Origin of the sequence: Falsirhodobacter sp. 1013, assembly GCF_051195255.1 — a bacterium.
Lineage (GTDB): Bacteria > Pseudomonadota > Alphaproteobacteria > Rhodobacterales > Rhodobacteraceae > Falsirhodobacter.
Window position 1 is genome coordinate 1 of the sequence record NZ_JBNJLK010000028.1, and the last position, 14,358, is coordinate 14,358.

Annotated in this window: 12 protein-coding genes and 3 pseudogenes; 6 read left to right on the plus strand and 9 right to left on the minus strand. The window is 63.6% G+C overall.

Going from position 1 to position 14,358, the window contains the following annotated elements:
* Positions 1–118, plus strand: a 118-nt coding sequence (locus ACSHZY_RS18300; RefSeq protein WP_435171616.1) for an integrase core domain-containing protein, incomplete at its 5' end; no start/stop codon positions are given.
* Between the two features lie 126 nt (positions 119–244).
* Here ACSHZY_RS18300 and ACSHZY_RS18305 read toward each other — a convergent pair.
* The 8 genes and pseudogenes from ACSHZY_RS18305 to ACSHZY_RS18340 all read right to left on the minus strand — a co-directional run.
* A complete protein-coding gene (locus tag ACSHZY_RS18305) occupies positions 245–1,435 on the minus strand; it encodes an MFS transporter (RefSeq protein ID WP_435171597.1) in 1,191 nt (396 codons plus the stop codon).
* Positions 1,435–2,121 (minus strand): arsenical resistance protein ArsH, encoded by a 687-nt coding sequence (gene arsH / locus ACSHZY_RS18310; protein ID WP_435171618.1) that lies wholly within the window; start codon positions 2,119–2,121, stop codon positions 1,435–1,437. The genes ACSHZY_RS18305 and arsH overlap by 1 nt, the downstream gene beginning before the upstream one ends.
* A complete protein-coding gene (gene arsB / locus ACSHZY_RS18315) occupies positions 2,121–3,197 on the minus strand; it encodes an ACR3 family arsenite efflux transporter (RefSeq protein ID WP_435171599.1) in 1,077 nt (358 codons plus the stop codon). The genes arsH and arsB overlap by 1 nt, the downstream gene beginning before the upstream one ends.
* A gap of 13 nt (positions 3,198–3,210) precedes the next feature.
* The gene (arsC, locus tag ACSHZY_RS18320) at positions 3,211–3,636 is read right to left on the minus strand and encodes an arsenate reductase (glutaredoxin) (RefSeq protein WP_435171601.1); all 426 of its coding nucleotides are present in this window, start codon (positions 3,634–3,636) and stop codon (positions 3,211–3,213) included.
* A gap of 1 nt (position 3,637) precedes the next feature.
* Positions 3,638–3,994 (minus strand): ArsR/SmtB family transcription factor, encoded by a 357-nt coding sequence (locus ACSHZY_RS18325; protein ID WP_435171603.1) that lies wholly within the window; start codon positions 3,992–3,994, stop codon positions 3,638–3,640.
* 510 nt (positions 3,995–4,504) lie between these two features.
* Positions 4,505–5,038 (minus strand): annotated as a pseudogene (locus ACSHZY_RS18330) (IS110 family transposase); the annotation flags it as partial.
* 175 nt (positions 5,039–5,213) lie between these two features.
* A complete protein-coding gene (locus ACSHZY_RS18335; protein WP_435171605.1) occupies positions 5,214–5,339 on the minus strand; it encodes a hypothetical protein in 126 nt (41 codons plus the stop codon).
* Between the two features lie 275 nt (positions 5,340–5,614).
* Positions 5,615–5,716, minus strand: a pseudogene (locus ACSHZY_RS18340) (ATP-binding cassette domain-containing protein); the annotation flags it as partial.
* A gap of 889 nt (positions 5,717–6,605) precedes the next feature.
* On the opposite strand from ACSHZY_RS18340, the gene ACSHZY_RS18345 reads away from it, so the two are divergent.
* The 5 genes from ACSHZY_RS18345 to ACSHZY_RS18365 are packed head-to-tail and all read left to right on the plus strand — an operon-like array spanning position 6,606 to position 13,433.
* Positions 6,606–8,423 (plus strand): ABC transporter ATP-binding protein, encoded by a 1,818-nt coding sequence (locus ACSHZY_RS18345; protein ID WP_435171607.1) that lies wholly within the window; start codon positions 6,606–6,608, stop codon positions 8,421–8,423.
* 23 nt (positions 8,424–8,446) lie between these two features.
* On the plus strand, positions 8,447–9,958 hold the full coding sequence (locus ACSHZY_RS18350) for an ABC transporter substrate-binding protein (RefSeq protein ID WP_435171609.1): 1,512 nt from the start codon (positions 8,447–8,449) through the stop codon (positions 9,956–9,958).
* Positions 9,959–10,001: 43 nt separating this feature from the next.
* Positions 10,002–10,925, plus strand: a complete 924-nt coding sequence (locus ACSHZY_RS18355; protein ID WP_435171611.1) for an ABC transporter permease — start codon at positions 10,002–10,004, stop codon at positions 10,923–10,925.
* Positions 10,926–10,929: 4 nt separating this feature from the next.
* Positions 10,930–11,760, plus strand: a complete 831-nt coding sequence (locus ACSHZY_RS18360) for an ABC transporter permease (RefSeq protein WP_435171613.1) — start codon at positions 10,930–10,932, stop codon at positions 11,758–11,760.
* A complete protein-coding gene (locus ACSHZY_RS18365) occupies positions 11,757–13,433 on the plus strand; it encodes a peptidase M14 (RefSeq protein ID WP_435171614.1) in 1,677 nt (558 codons plus the stop codon). The genes ACSHZY_RS18360 and ACSHZY_RS18365 overlap by 4 nt, the downstream gene beginning before the upstream one ends.
* Positions 13,434–13,792: 359 nt before the next feature.
* Here the strand turns inward: ACSHZY_RS18365 and ACSHZY_RS18370 are convergent.
* Positions 13,793–14,282: pseudogene (locus tag ACSHZY_RS18370) on the minus strand (transposase); the annotation flags it as partial.
* Between the last annotated feature and the right edge of the window lie 76 nt (positions 14,283–14,358).

Here is a 14,358-nt window from a genome sequence, read left to right on the forward strand (position 1 = left end):
GAGCCTCGCGGTCGCACGGGAAAAGCTGGAGGATTGGCGTCGACACCACAACGAAGACCGACCCCACAGCGCGATCGCGGTGCATTGCCCCGGCGACGCCGCCAGCCCGCCGCCATGACCAAGCCGGAAAATCCAGCATCCGGCGGTCCAAGGTTGAAGAGCAGAGCAACGGAGCGGACCCGCTCTAGCTTCGGAGCAAAGATGACGCGAAAGTCCCATACGGGACCTTCGCCTTCTTCCGATCTTAAGCTGCCGGTTGCTCCGCACGCTGCCGGATCATGCCCCACATCGCGAGCGCCAGTGCGACGTTCGCCATGCCAAGGCAGCCAACGACCCTCAAAGCACCCTCCGCCCCCGTTCCTGCGATCAGCGCCCCGCCCAGCATGGGGGCCGCTGCCTGCGCCAGAAGAGAGGGCCGCGCCAGACGGCCCATCACGACCGGATAGCGATCCGCCCCGAACAGCGCCAAGGGCAGTGAACCGCGCGCGATGGAGAAGATGCCATTGCCTGCGCCATAGAGGATCACGGCCAGACCCGGCACGTCCATATCCAGCGCCAGAAGCACAAGGCCGGTTGCGACACTGCCGGTCGCGACGATCAGCGTCCAGATCGGGTGGTGCCGTCCGCGCCCCGCCATCTCAACGACACGCGCCGCGACCTGTGCGGGGCCGAGCAGCGCGCCGATGGCGACGGCCTCCGAAAGCGACAGTCCCTGCGCCTGAAGGAGCGTCAGCAGATGCACCGAGATCAGGGTGACGGCCAGCCCGGCGGTGACAAGGATCGCGGCCATGATCAGGAACGCCATTCGCTCGTGGCCGACCAACGAAGCGGAGCCTGCGGCGTGCTGATCCGCCTCGGGCCGCACCTGCGGCTCCTTCGGGATCAGGCGGAAGATCAGGGGCAGACAGATCAGCAGGTGGATCACCGCATAGGTCGCCGCCGTCCCGCGCCAGCCGACCTGATCCAGCAGCCACGAGGACAGCGGCCAGCAGACCGTGCTGGCGAACCCGCCCCACAGGGTCAAGGCCGTAATCGCCGCCCTCGCATCCTGCTTGTAGAGACGGCCAAGCGTGGCAAAGGCCGGATCGTAAAGCCCCGCGCCCATCCCCAGACCCATGATGCACCATCCGGCATAGAAGGCAGGAAGGTTCGGAGCCGTCGCAACGAGGATGAGGCCCGATGCCAGAAGGATGCACCCTGCGGCCAGCACGGGCCGTCCGCCGAAGCGAGCAATGGCATTACCCACCTGTGGCGACACCATTCCGGCGCAGGACAGTGCGACCGAGATTGCCCCCACCACCCACGGCAGCGGCCAACCTGTGTCTGCCACGATGGGCGCGGCGAGAACCGCCATCAGGTAGTAGCTGCTGCCCCATGCGAAGATCTGCACGATGCCAAGGGCCGAGATCACCGGCCAGCGTCGCGCCGTCTGCATCAGGTCGCGTCCTTCAGGTTCAGGCGCTCCTGCACCTTCTTGGCGGCTTCCTTGCGCTCGCTGTAGCGGTCGGTCAGGTCGGGCCGATCGCGCGTCAGGAGTGTGAAGCGCACCAGCTCCTCCATCACGTCCACGATCCGGTCATAGTAAGGCGACGGCTTCATGCGGCCGTCCTCCTCGAACTCCTGATACGCCTTGGCGACCGACGACTGGTTCGGGATCGTCACCATCCGCATCCAGCGCCCCAGGATGCGCATCTGGTTCAGGGCGTTGAAGCTCTGCGATCCGCCCGACACCTGCATGATGGCCAGCGTCCGCCCCTGCGTGGGGCGAATGGCGCCCATGGATAGCGGTATCCAGTCGATCTGCGACTTCATCACGCCGGTCATCGCACCGTGCCGTTCGGGGCTGGTCCAGACCTGCCCCTCGGACCAGAGGCACAGATCGCGCAGCTCCTGCACCTTGGGATGATCGGCCTCGGCATCATCCGGCAGCGGCAGGCCGTCCGCATGGAACACCCGCGTCTCGCAGCCGAAGTGGCGCAGCAGGCGTTCGGCTTCCAACGTGGCGAAGCGGCTGTAGGACCGTTCGCGGAGCGAGCCATACAGCAGCAGGATGCGCGGCGGCGGGCCGTCGATCTGCGGCAGGCGCAGGGCCTCGGGCGACAGGTTCGGCAGGTCGGGGATCATGCGCGGCCCTCCTTCAGCGCGGCATCGTGGGGAAACCACTGACGGCCAAGGCGCAGGGCGACGTTCACGAGCAGGATCAGCACCGGCACCTCGACCAGCGGGCCGATGACGGCGGCGAAGGCCACGGGCGAGGCCAGACCGAAAGCCGCGATGGCGACGGCAATCGCCAACTCAAAGTTGTTGCCCGCCGCCGTGAAGGCGATGGCCGTGGTGCGGGGGTAGTCCTTGGCGATCCAGCGGCCCATCGCGAAGCTCACGATGAACTGGACGGCGAAATAGATCACCAGCGGCACGGCGATCCGCAGCGCGTCCATCGGCAGGCGCAGCACGTCTCCGCCCTTCAGGCTGAACATCGCGACGATGGTGAACAGCAGCGCCACCAGCGTCAGCGGACCGATCCTCGGCAGGAACCTGTCCTGATACCAACGCTCGCCCTTGCGGGCGATCAGGACACGGCGGGTCAGGTAGCCCGCGATGAAGGGCAGGCCGAGGTAGATCAGCACGGCCTCGGTCACCGTCCAGAACCCCACGTCGATCACGCTGCCTTCCAGCCCGAACAGGGGTGGCAGGACGGTCAGGAACAGCCAGGCGTAGGTGGAGAAGAACAGGATCTGGAAGATGGAGTTGAAGGCCACCAGCCCCGCGACATACTGGTTGTCGCCCCGCGCGAGCTGGTTCCAGACCAGCACCATGGCGATGCAGCGAGCGAGGCCGATCAGGATCAGGCCGGTCATGTATTCCGGCTGGTCGCGCAGGAAGATCACCGCCAGAGCGAACATCAGCACCGGGCCGATGATCCAGTTCTGGATCAGCGACAGCAGCAGCACGCGCTTGTCCGTGAACACCTGCGGCAGTTCCTCGTAGCGGACCTTTGCCAGCGGCGGATACATCATCAGGATCAGGCCGATGGCGATGGGGATGTTGGTGGAGCCGACGGACAAGGCGCCCATTGCCTCCGGCACACCGGTGAACACGGTGCCAAGCAAGATGCCGAATGCCATGGCCGCGAAGATCCACAGCGTCAGATAGCGGTCGAGGAAGGACAGCCGACGAGTCGGTTGCGACATGCTCATGATCTTCTCCGGGTCAGGCGGAACGGGTGCGGTTGCCGTGCTCGTCCACGACTTGCTCACCATCTTCCTTGGCGAAAGCGGCCCGCTGCGGCGGCAGGAGGTCCAGCACGGCCTCGGACGGGCGGCAGAGCTTTACACCCTTCGGGCTGACGACGATGGGCCGGTTGATGAGGATCGGATGCTCCATCATCGCGTCGATCAGGGCCTCATCCGACAGCGCTGGATCGTCCAGACCGAGGTCGGCATAGGGCGTGCCCTTCTTGCGCAGCAGATCGCGGGGGGCGATCCCCATTCGTTCGACGAGCTGCACCAACAGCGCCCGCGAGGGTGGTGTTTTCAGATACTCGACCACGTGCGGTTCGAGGCCCGCGTTGCGGATCATTGCCAGCGTGTTGCGGGACGTGCCGCAGGAGGGATTGTGGTAGATGATAACGTCCATGTCAGGCCCTTTCGGTGGCAGCAGGTTCGCAGGCGCATTCCAGCGCGGCCATTGCAGGTTCGCAGATGTCGGGATGGCCCTGGCAGCAGTCACGCATCAGGAACTCGATCAGGGCGGAGAAGGACGGGTAGAGCACGGTGTAGATGATGAATCGCCCGTCACGCCGCGACCGGATCAGGCCCGCGTGTTCCAGATGCGTCAGGTGGAAGGACAGACGCGAGGTGGTCGCGCCAATGGCCTCTCCGATGGCTCCCGCCGCCATGCCGTCCGGTCCCGCTTGGATCAGCAGCCGCACGATGCGGAGCCGCGTCTCCTGCGACAGCGCCGCAAAGGCGGCAAGCGCGCGGTCCTCTTCCATCGAATCAACCTCTCAACTAATGTTGATATGATGAGGAAAAGGAGATTCAAACGCAAGGCATGATGACAGGTGCAGAAGTCCGGTTTGTCTTATGATCGACATGAAGAGCCCATTTTTTTGTGCCGGCTGCTGTTTGCAATCGAGAATCTGGCGTGGCCGCGCAAGTCGCTCATATGTATTCGGCCTGTTGGGTCGGCTCGCGGGCCGTGGCCATGATGGGGTTACGCACGCGCCTTGGTCTCACTAGCCGTCAGGTCAACGACCTTCTGGGCTCTCAGACTCCGGGGGCGCAATTGATCCGTTCCATGCTGTTTTTCGCTCCTGCGAACTCCGTATTAGCTGGGGTGCGGTCAGATTGCGGCCGCAGCCATATCTCTGTCTCTTGCCGTGTCGAAGCTGGTGCCGTGGCGCAGGATGCTCCAGGCGATCCGGGCCAGCTTGTTGGCCAGCGCAATGGCCGCTTTGTTCCTCTGCATGCGCGTCACCGCTGCCGCCAGCCAGTTGCCGAAGCTGACGCTGCTCGAGGATCGCCTCGAACGAGTTATCTAAAGCGCGAAGGCCCGCCCGCACCGTGATCCCCTGCTCGATCAGGAAGGCGCGGATCTGGTTGATGGTTGCGGTCCACCGCGACACCAGGCGGGAGCGCACGCGGTGCAACGCTTGAAGATCGAGCTGGTCCCGGGTCTTTTCCGGGACGCACCGCAAGTTCGGACGCAAGGCGGCTTCAGCGATGGCCTCGGCATCGTTGTAGTCGTTCTTCTGGCCCTTGTTGAACGGCTTCACGTAAGTCGCAGGGATGATCCGCGGCTCGAAGCCCATTCCGCGCAAGGCGCGGCTGACAAAATGGGCGCTGAGGCAGGCCTCCATCCCGACCACGCAGTGCGGGAGGGCTGAGAATGTTTCCTGCAATGCAAAGCGCTTGATCTTCCGTCGCAGAACGACGTGGCCCGATCAGTCGAACCCGACCAGGTGGAACACGTCTTTTCCAATGTCGAGGCCGACAACGGCGAGGTTTTCGAGGCTTCCTTGTTCCTTGGCACACATGGCGGCTGGTCCTTGTTGCACGGTTGATCCCGATCCGGGAGAACACGACGTTCGGGGAAGCAGCCGGCACATCCCATTGGCGGACCGTCACAATAGCTCGCTGTTTCAGAAGATGCTGTGTTCGCTGGAAAGTGCCGCCCCCGGTGGGGCGCGGCAAGAGGCATCAGCGTAGCCGCTATGGGCTGGCTTTAGCCGGGATCAGCGACACGTAATCTTCGCCGCCCAGCTGCTCTTTGCGCTCAGTCTTGGCCGAGATGATCAGCGACGGGTTCATCAGCGCCTGCACTGCCGAGGCTGCCAAGACCTTTCCTGCTTGCAGCATTACCTTATGGGCATAGCCGCTTTCACCTTGTGCGACCATTCGCCAAGTGTGGGGCAGAGTGCCGTAGGCTTTGGTCGCGACGTAGACCTGACCGGTAGGCCCAGCCAGCTGACATCGCCACATCGGTCGCGCCGTGCAGAAAAGCCGGCTCCTCCCCAAACGCGTTCAAATCTTCGGACAGGACCTTGCCGCACTTCGCGACCCGGTTCTGAACTTCGGGCGAGAATGTGCGCTAAATACCCGCAACGGTGGGTGACCTCCTTGCCATTTACAAGAATCGTTCCCGCGGTCGGGCGCGCAATCCCGCCAAGGATCTTGATGATCGTCGACTTGCCCGCGCCGTTCGCACCGACAAGCCGGGGAAAGAGCCTTCTCGGAGGCTCTGCAAACGCCGGACGAAAAGCGGGAGGCGACGACGCTCCTGCGCGGGTTGGTGTCGGAGATCCGGATGATCCCGGACACGGACGCCCCCGGCGGCCACCGGATCGAGCTGGTGGGCAATTGGGCCACGATCCTCTCCTTGTCCGAGATCGCCAGAGCGGTTTCCTGCGTCCATGGCCCGAACATGACAAAGCCACCGCGGTTTGCGAGGGCTGGGTCTGTGTCGATGGTTGCGGGAGCACGCCCTGCGAACTGTTTCGCGATGACATACGCCATCATGCGATAAGAACTGTTACCACCTTACATTGCGTCAGCGATTCCTGAAGTCTAGCCACACCATCGTTGCGCTTGCCGGCGGCCCGGACTGAGCGACTTCTTCGATCGCATCGTGGCAGAGACGCATCTTGCCTTCAACCTCCTGGGAAGCCCCGAAAACCGCACAAGCCGTATATCGCGCAGAACCGTGCCATACTGGAGCGTCTGCAGGAGGGCCATGCGTCGAGAGCCGCTGATATCCTTGAAAACTATCTCGCGGTATTGGCGCGCAAGTTGATGACGGCCTTCGTGAATTTGCCCGAACCTCCCAAGTGAACGCCGATAGGCCGGCGCGATTTGCGAAGTGCCGTTTTTCTGGTCATCGGCGAACGGCGCGACACAGATCGTTCAACAATATGCACGGAAAGTCCCTACACGGCATTGACAGAATGTCGATGAAATGCCTGTTCTCTTACAATCGATAGGAGGCGGGACGATCCCAAGACCGTTAACGCAGCAAAGGGGCGTTCGGCCATGCGTCCGCGACGGGCGAAATCGATCGGGCGGCGCGCTCCGCCGTGACTCTGTGGGGGCGACATGCCGGATATCATGAACAAACCGCTGCTTTCCGTCGAAGCTCTCAGCGTCGCCTTCGGCTCCTCGCGCGTGATCGATGGGCTGGATTTCACCGTGCAGGCGGGCCGCACGCTGGCCATCGTGGGTGAAAGCGGGTCCGGCAAGTCCGTTACCTCGATGTCGATCATGCGACTGGCCGACATGGTAGGCGCAAAGTATCCCGAAGGACGCATCCTGTTCCGCGGCAAGGACGGCGAGACCGACCTCCTGCGCACCTCTCAGACGGCCATGCGCGGTGTCCGCGGCAACGAGATCGCGATGATCTTCCAGGAGCCAATGACCAGCCTGAACCCCGTCTTCACCATCGGCGACCAGATTGCCGAGGTGCTGATGCTGCACGCCGCGATGACCCGCGCGCAGGCGCTGGACGAAGGTGTGCGCCTTCTGGAACTGGTGCGCCTGCCCGACGCGCGGGGCATGATCAAACGCTATCCTCACCAGTTGTCGGGCGGGATGCGGCAGCGCGTGATGATCGCCATGGCGCTGGCCTGCCGCCCCAAGCTGCTGATCGCGGACGAGCCGACGACGGCGCTGGACGTGACCATTCAGGCCCAGATCCTGATGATCCTGCGTGATCTACAGGCCGAACTGGGCATGGCCATCATATTCATCACGCATGACATGGGTGTCGTTGCCGAAATGGCCGACGATGTCGTCGTCATGTGGAAGGGCACAAAAGTCGAGGAAGGCCCCGTCGCCGACCTGTTTGCCAATCCGCAACACCCTTACACGCGTACCCTGCTGGCCGCGGTGCCGAAACTGGGCGAGATGGCGGGCAGGACGCATCCCGTTCGCATGCCCCTGACCGTGCTGGAAGACGGCGCGCCCAAGCTGGTGGGGACCGAGCGCGAACAAGATACCGCAAAGACAGGCGAGCCGGCGCTCTTGTCGGTGTGCGATCTGTCGGTGCGGTTCGACATCAGGAAGAACTGGCGCGGCAAGCTTACGCATTACTGCCCCGCCGTCACGCAGGTCAGCTTCGACATCCATCCGGGCGAGACGCTGGCACTCGTCGGCGAAAGCGGCTCGGGCAAATCCACCATTGGACGCACCATCCAGCAGCTGACCAAACCCGCCAGTGGCGAGGTGTTCTTCGATGGAAAGCCGATGTCGGCCATGGGCATGGCCGAACGCCAGCGTCTGCGGCGCGAGGTGCAGTATATCTTCCAGGATCCCTTCGCCTCGTTGGATCCGCGCAAGACGGTGGGGTATTCCATCGCGGAGCCGATCCGCACCCACGGCCTTCTGGACAACGACCGCGCGATCAACTTTCGCGTGGAACAGCTTCTGGAGCGGGTCGGCCTGCCGCCTTCGGTCGCAAGCCGTTATCCGCACGAGTTTTCCGGTGGCCAGCGCCAGCGGGTCTGCATCGCTCGGGCGCTTGCCTCAAAACCCCGTCTGATCATCGCGGACGAGGCGCTTTCGGCGCTGGACGTCTCCATCCAGGCGCAGATCATCAACCTGTTCATGGACCTGCAACATGACGAGGGGCTGGCCTATCTGTTCATCAGCCACGACATGGCCGTGGTGGAGAAGATGAGCCACCGCGTCGCCGTCCTGTATCTGGGGCAGATCATGGAACTGGGCAGCCGCGCGCAGGTGTTCGAGACGCCGCGCCACCCCTATACCCGCCGCCTGCTGTCGGCCGTGCCGGTTGCCGATCCTGGCCACCGGCCCGAACGCAAGTCGCTGGAGGGCGAGATCCCCTCCACCACGCATCCCGTGGGCAGCGCACCGGCCGCCGTCCCGCTGGATGAGGTGGCGCCCGGCCATTTCGTCGCGCGTCACTGAAACGAACCGACAGGGAGAGAACAATGAAGAAGAACCTCACCGCCACCGCGCTCGCGCTGATCCTGATGTCTGCCCCGGCCTTCGCCGAGGGCAGGCTGACCGTCTCCTCTCCGCAGGATCCGGGCAGCTGGGACCCGATCGACACGTTCCTCGTGAACTGGGCGTCGGTCGGGACCAACATCTATGACGGCCTGACCTATCGCGGGCCAGATATGGAGCTGGTCCCCGCCCTTGCCACCAAGTGGGAGGAGCTGGACGATGGCACCCGCATCCGCTTCACCCTGCGCGAGGGCGTGACCTTCCACAACGGCGAACCCTTCGAGGCCGAGGCCGTGAAGTTCACCTTCGATCGCCTTCTGGGCGAAGAAGGCGGCAAGGGCCCGCAACGGTCGAATTACACCGCGATCGAGAGTGTGGAGATCATCGATCCGATGACGGTGGACTTCCACCTGAAGGCGCCGGACCCCGTGCTGCTGACGAAGCTTGCCGGATACGGCGCGATGATCGTGCCGCCGAAATACGTAGCGGAAGTGGGCGAGGAGGCGTTCAACCTCAACCCCGTCGGCACCGGTGCGTTCAAGTTCGTGTCCTATGAGCCGAAAGTCGGCATCAAGCTGGAAGCGAACCCCGACTACTGGGGTGGTGCTCCGAAGATTTCTGAACTCGACTATCGCTTCATCACCGAACCTTCGACCGCGATCGCAGAGCTGCAATCGGGCGGCGTGGACATCGTGATCCCCCCGACCATTCCGATCGGCATGATCCCGACGATCAAGGCCGACCGCAATCTGGAACTGGTGACAACCGCCGGACCGACCGTGTATTCCCTGCGCTACAACACGCGTGATGGCATCACCGCCGACGAACGGGTGCGCCGTGCCCTGACCATGGCGGTCGATCGTGAAACCATCGTCTCTTCCATTCTGGGTGGCGAGGCGGAGGTGATCTCGCAGCTTCAGGGCTCGCGCTCGTTCGGGTTCGATCCGGACCTGGAGCCGCTGCCCTATGATCCCGATACGGCAAAGGCGTTGCTGGAAGAAGCAGGCGTCGCCCCTGGCGCGCAGGTGCAAATCGACATCCGTGGCAATGACGCGACCTTCAACGAGGTGGTGCAGGCCATCTCCGCCTATCTGAGCATGGTGGGCGTCACGGCTACGATCCAGCCCTACGAGACGAACGTGCTGCTGAACGACATCATCCCCCAGGGTAAGACCGGCGCGATGTTCCAGCAGAGCTGGGGCGGCTGGACCTTCGATTATGACAACACGGCGTATTCGATGTATCACTCGGGTGAGAAGTGGAACCCCTATGACAGCGACCCCGAACTGGACGCGTTGCTGGAATCCCAGCGTCCGATGACCGACAAGGCGGAGCGCGAAGGCGTGCTGCAGCAGATCGCGGCCTATGCGTTCGAGCGGAATCTGGAGATGCCGATCTACAACCTGAACGCCATCTACGCGATCAACACCCGCGTGAAGGGGTTCGAGCCTGCGCCCGACAGCCGCATGAAGCTGAACGAAGTGTCGGTCGACTGAAACGGACGGGCCGCTTCCGGGCGGCCCCAGCAAAGGGACGGTCATGGCCGGTTTTCTTCTGAAGCGTCTGCTTCAATCCATTTTCGTGGTCATGGTCGTCACCCTGATCGTGTCGCTGGCCGTCCGCATGACAGGCGATCCCGCCCTGATGATCACCTCGGGGGCGACCAACGTCACCGAAGCGGATCTGGCGCGCATCCGCGAAGGCCTCGGCCTGAACGAGCCTTTCGTCTGGCAATACCTGAACACGTTGGCGGGGCTGTTCACATGGGACTTCGGACGCAGCTTCGTGGGCGGCACGCAGGTGTCGCTGCTGATCGGGTCGGCGCTGCCCGCGACGCTGATGCTGGCCTTCGCATCGCTCGTCGTGTCGATCCTGATTTCTATCCCCTTGGGCATCAGGGCGGCGGTGCATCGGGGCAAATGGGCGGACCAGCTGATCCGAATCCTGTCGCTGGTGGGCCTGTCGTTCCCAAACTTCTGGCTGGCCACGATGATGGTGCTTCTGTTCTCCATCACGCTGCACTGGCTGCCGCCTTCGGGGATGAACGGGTTCGCCAGCTTCGTGATGCCCGCCATCACCATGGGCGTGATCCTGACGGCGACAAATGTGCGCCTTGTGCGGACGACGATGCTGGATGTGCTTAACTCCCAATACATCATGGTCGCCCGCGCCAAGGGGCTGAGCGAACGCAAGGTCCTCTACAAGCATGCGCTGCGCAACTGCGCGATCCCCCTTGTGACCTATCTTGGCCTGCAGTTCGGCGGGCTTCTGGGCGGCGTCGTGGTGGTAGAGCGGGTGTTCAACTGGCCTGGCATGGGATCGCTCGCCTTCGATGCGGTGTCGGCGCGGGATTATCCGGTGCTGCAATCGGTGATCATGGTGCTGTCGCTGATGATCGTGTCCGTCAACCTCCTGGTCGACATCGCCTACGGGCTGATCGACCCGCGCATCCGGACGGAGTGAATCGATGACAAAGAGCCGCTTCAACTCCCTTGAATTCATCCTCGGCGCGGGTCTGCTGCTGGTGATCTGCGGGGTGGTCCTGTCCTCGGGCTGGGTGTTTCCGAACGTAGGCAAGATCGACCTGATGGCCCGTCTCGTGGCACCCTTCACGCGCGCGGACCATATCCTCGGCACCGATCCCCTGGGCCGCGACGTGCTGGCGCGGGTGGCCGCAGGTGGATGGATTTCGCTTCAGGTGGGGTTCGTGTCCGTCCTCGGCTCGGTCGTGGTGGGCGTGGCAATGGGGCTGATCGCGGGGTATTACCGCGGGTTCTGGGACATGCTGGTGATGCGTTTCGCCGATGTGCAACTGGCGTTGCCCTTCATCCTGCTGGCCATCACCTTCATCGCCATCATCGGGGGCAGCCTGACCAACACCATCATCCTGCTGATCGTGTCGCAATGGGTGCAATACGCCCGTCTTGTCCGCGCACAGGTGCTGGCGCTGAGGGAGCGGGAGTTCGTCCTGTCAGCCCGCGCCATCGGGGTGAAGAACCGCCACATCATCCTGCGCCACATCCTGCCCAACCTGCTGGGTCCGGTGATCGTGCTGATGACGCTGAACGTGGCCAACAACATCCTGCTGGAAAGCAGCCTGACGTTCCTCGGCCTTGGCGTCGATCCGACGATCCCCAGTTGGGGCGGGATGCTGGCGGACGGGCGGACCTATCTTCAGACGGCATGGTGGGTCAGCGTGTTCCCCGGCCTCGCGATTCTGCTGACGGTGCTGGGCCTGAACCTGCTGGGCGACTGGTTGCGCGACACGCTGGATCCGACGGGAAGGACGAACCGATGATCTTCGAGGCCACGTTCCCCCGTTCGTTGGATGCCCTTCTGGCCCGCATCGACATGGGCACCGTGGAGGCTTGGACCTTCGACGACCGCGAAAGCCGGCGGGCGGCCGAAGCGGCCTTCGCGGACAAGGGCGTTCCCGCCCGCATCCGCAGCGCCTACAAGCCCCTGCTGCACTTCTTTCTGGAAGATGTGGCGAGCGGCCTGACCGCCGCCACCATCGCCTATCCACGGCACGAAGCGGCGGTCCACAACCGCTTCCTGCTGGAGACCTATCCTCTAGCGGCCCTGCTACCGGGGGTGGACCTGCGCTTCACGGCAGGCGAAGGGCAGGATTACGAGGTCGCGCTGACATGGCCCGACCGGACGGAAATCCACCGCGTCGCGGCCCCCAATCGCCTGCATGTCGACGCCGTGGGGGAAACGTTGCTGTCGCCCACGGGGCGGCTGATCCACGGCGGCACCACCTCCCGTCTGGAAACGGAATACGAAGCGCTGTTCGAGGCGACCATTGGCGCGATCGCGGGTCATGACTGGGGTGAAGAACCTTATTTCGAGGAACTGCATATCGCCGTCACCCTCCCTCTGCGGGACGAACCGTTGCCCTGCGGCGACGAGGTCGTCAGCCTGCGCGAGGCGATGCACGAGGATCTGTATTTTTCGCTTCTGGAAGTGTTCCAGCGTCGTTCGGGCCGTCCCTTGGGCGATCGGGGGCTGCAACCGGGGCAGATCGTGCCGGATGTGAGGTTCGGCGAAACGGCGTCCGTAAGGGTGCAACTGCGTCCGTTGGACAGGAACGACCATTCCGCACCGGTGCAACCGCTGGACACCGCTACGGCACCCTTGTCGGTCGAGCAGATCGGCAACATCCTTGATCTGGCGGGGGGGAGCGCCTTTACAGCAAAGACCCGTGCAGGGCGCATGGTGCAGGCGCGGCATCTCACAGGCGGCGGCGCACCGATCATGGTCAGCGCGGGACAACACGCGAACGAGACGACGGGCATCGTCGGCGCCCTGCGCGCGGGCATTCGACTTGCGAGGCAAGGGGCGAGCTTTACGCTGTCCCCACTGGAAAATCCCGACGGATACGCGCTGCACCAACGGCTGATCGCGCCCAACCCGCGCCACATGCACCACGCCGCCCGCTACACCGCGCTCGGCGACGATCTGGAATACCGCGAGAGCCTGAACGAGAAGGCAATCCGCCTGCAGGCCGAAGCGCTGAGCGGCGCAAGACTGCACGTAAACCTGCACGGCTATCCCGCCCACGAATGGACCCGCCCGCTGTCCGGCTATGTGCCACGCGGTTTCGCGATGTGGACGGTTCCGAAGGGCTTCTTTTTGATCATGCGCCATCACGCGGGGCACGAGGCTGAAGCCCATGCCCTGATCGACGCGGTGACCGCGCATCTTGCAACCTTCCCTGAACTGATCGCCTTCAATGAGCGTCAGATCGCGCTCTACGAAACGCATGCGGGCGAGACGGGTTATACCATGGTCAACGGGTTTCCTTGTCTGATCGGTGAGGACGACAGGCATGCGGTTCCGCTGACCCTGATCACCGAATACCCGGACGAGACCGTTTATGGCGATGCGTTCGTGGCAGGGCATTCCGCTCAGATGGAAACCGTGCTCGCCGCCTATGCAGCTTGGCAGGCTTCCGGCTTGGCCTCGTGACCCTGAAGACACGATGCGCTACTAGGGTCAGGACTTCGGTAACGGGGCCGTCTCGGTCAAGCTGTTTTACGCTTGCGCCGTCGTCCGCAGAGTAGGGGTTTCAGGTTTGGTCTTATTGTCGCACTGCTGGCGCAGCCACCTTCGTCTGAGATCACCCGGGTGCATGCTTCGGTCCGTGGTCGGCGCGCAGGCCGCCAACCTGATGCTGGTTCAATGCAGATCCGATGCATCCATCTCATTGGCGTGCTCGATGTGATCGGCAACAGTCCTGACCACGGCCGCGTCCCTGGGGGACCTCGAAGGCCTGCGGTCAGGCAGGCAACGGTGGAGCGTTTGGTCGGTCAGTCTTCATGCGGAACTTAGATCTCGGATCGGAAGGTGGTGCCGTCCGTCCCTATCCGGTGCAGGATTACGCTGATGCGCCGGGCAAGGGCGACCATGGCCCGCTTCGCGCCTCGGCGGCGTGCGACCTGCGCGGCCCATGTTCTCAGACATGTCGAGCGGCCAAGATCCATCATGACGGTTGACGCCTGACACAGCGCGCGCCGCAAGGTGACGTCTCCTGCTTTGGTAATCCCGCCCGAGACGTCACCTTCGCCTGATTGATTGCGTGAAGGCGTGAGACAGACCCATGGCCCGACCTTTCGACGATGTGAACCGGGAAGGATCATCAACCGCGGAACGGTAGGTCAGTGCCACAACGGCACCCACGCCCGGCATCGACATCGACGTCAGGCGGTGACAGACGGGATCGTCCTGCCCCAGTTGCCGGACACGGTGTTCCAGTCCTGCAAGCTCCTGATGAAGGGATGCCCGTGCCCGCAGCCTCGGTTCTGTCGCGGCGAACAGCCGCCCGAAGTTCCTGCTGTCCGGCCTGATCAAGTGCGGCGGCGGCGCCACCTACACTCTGATCAACAAGACCCTT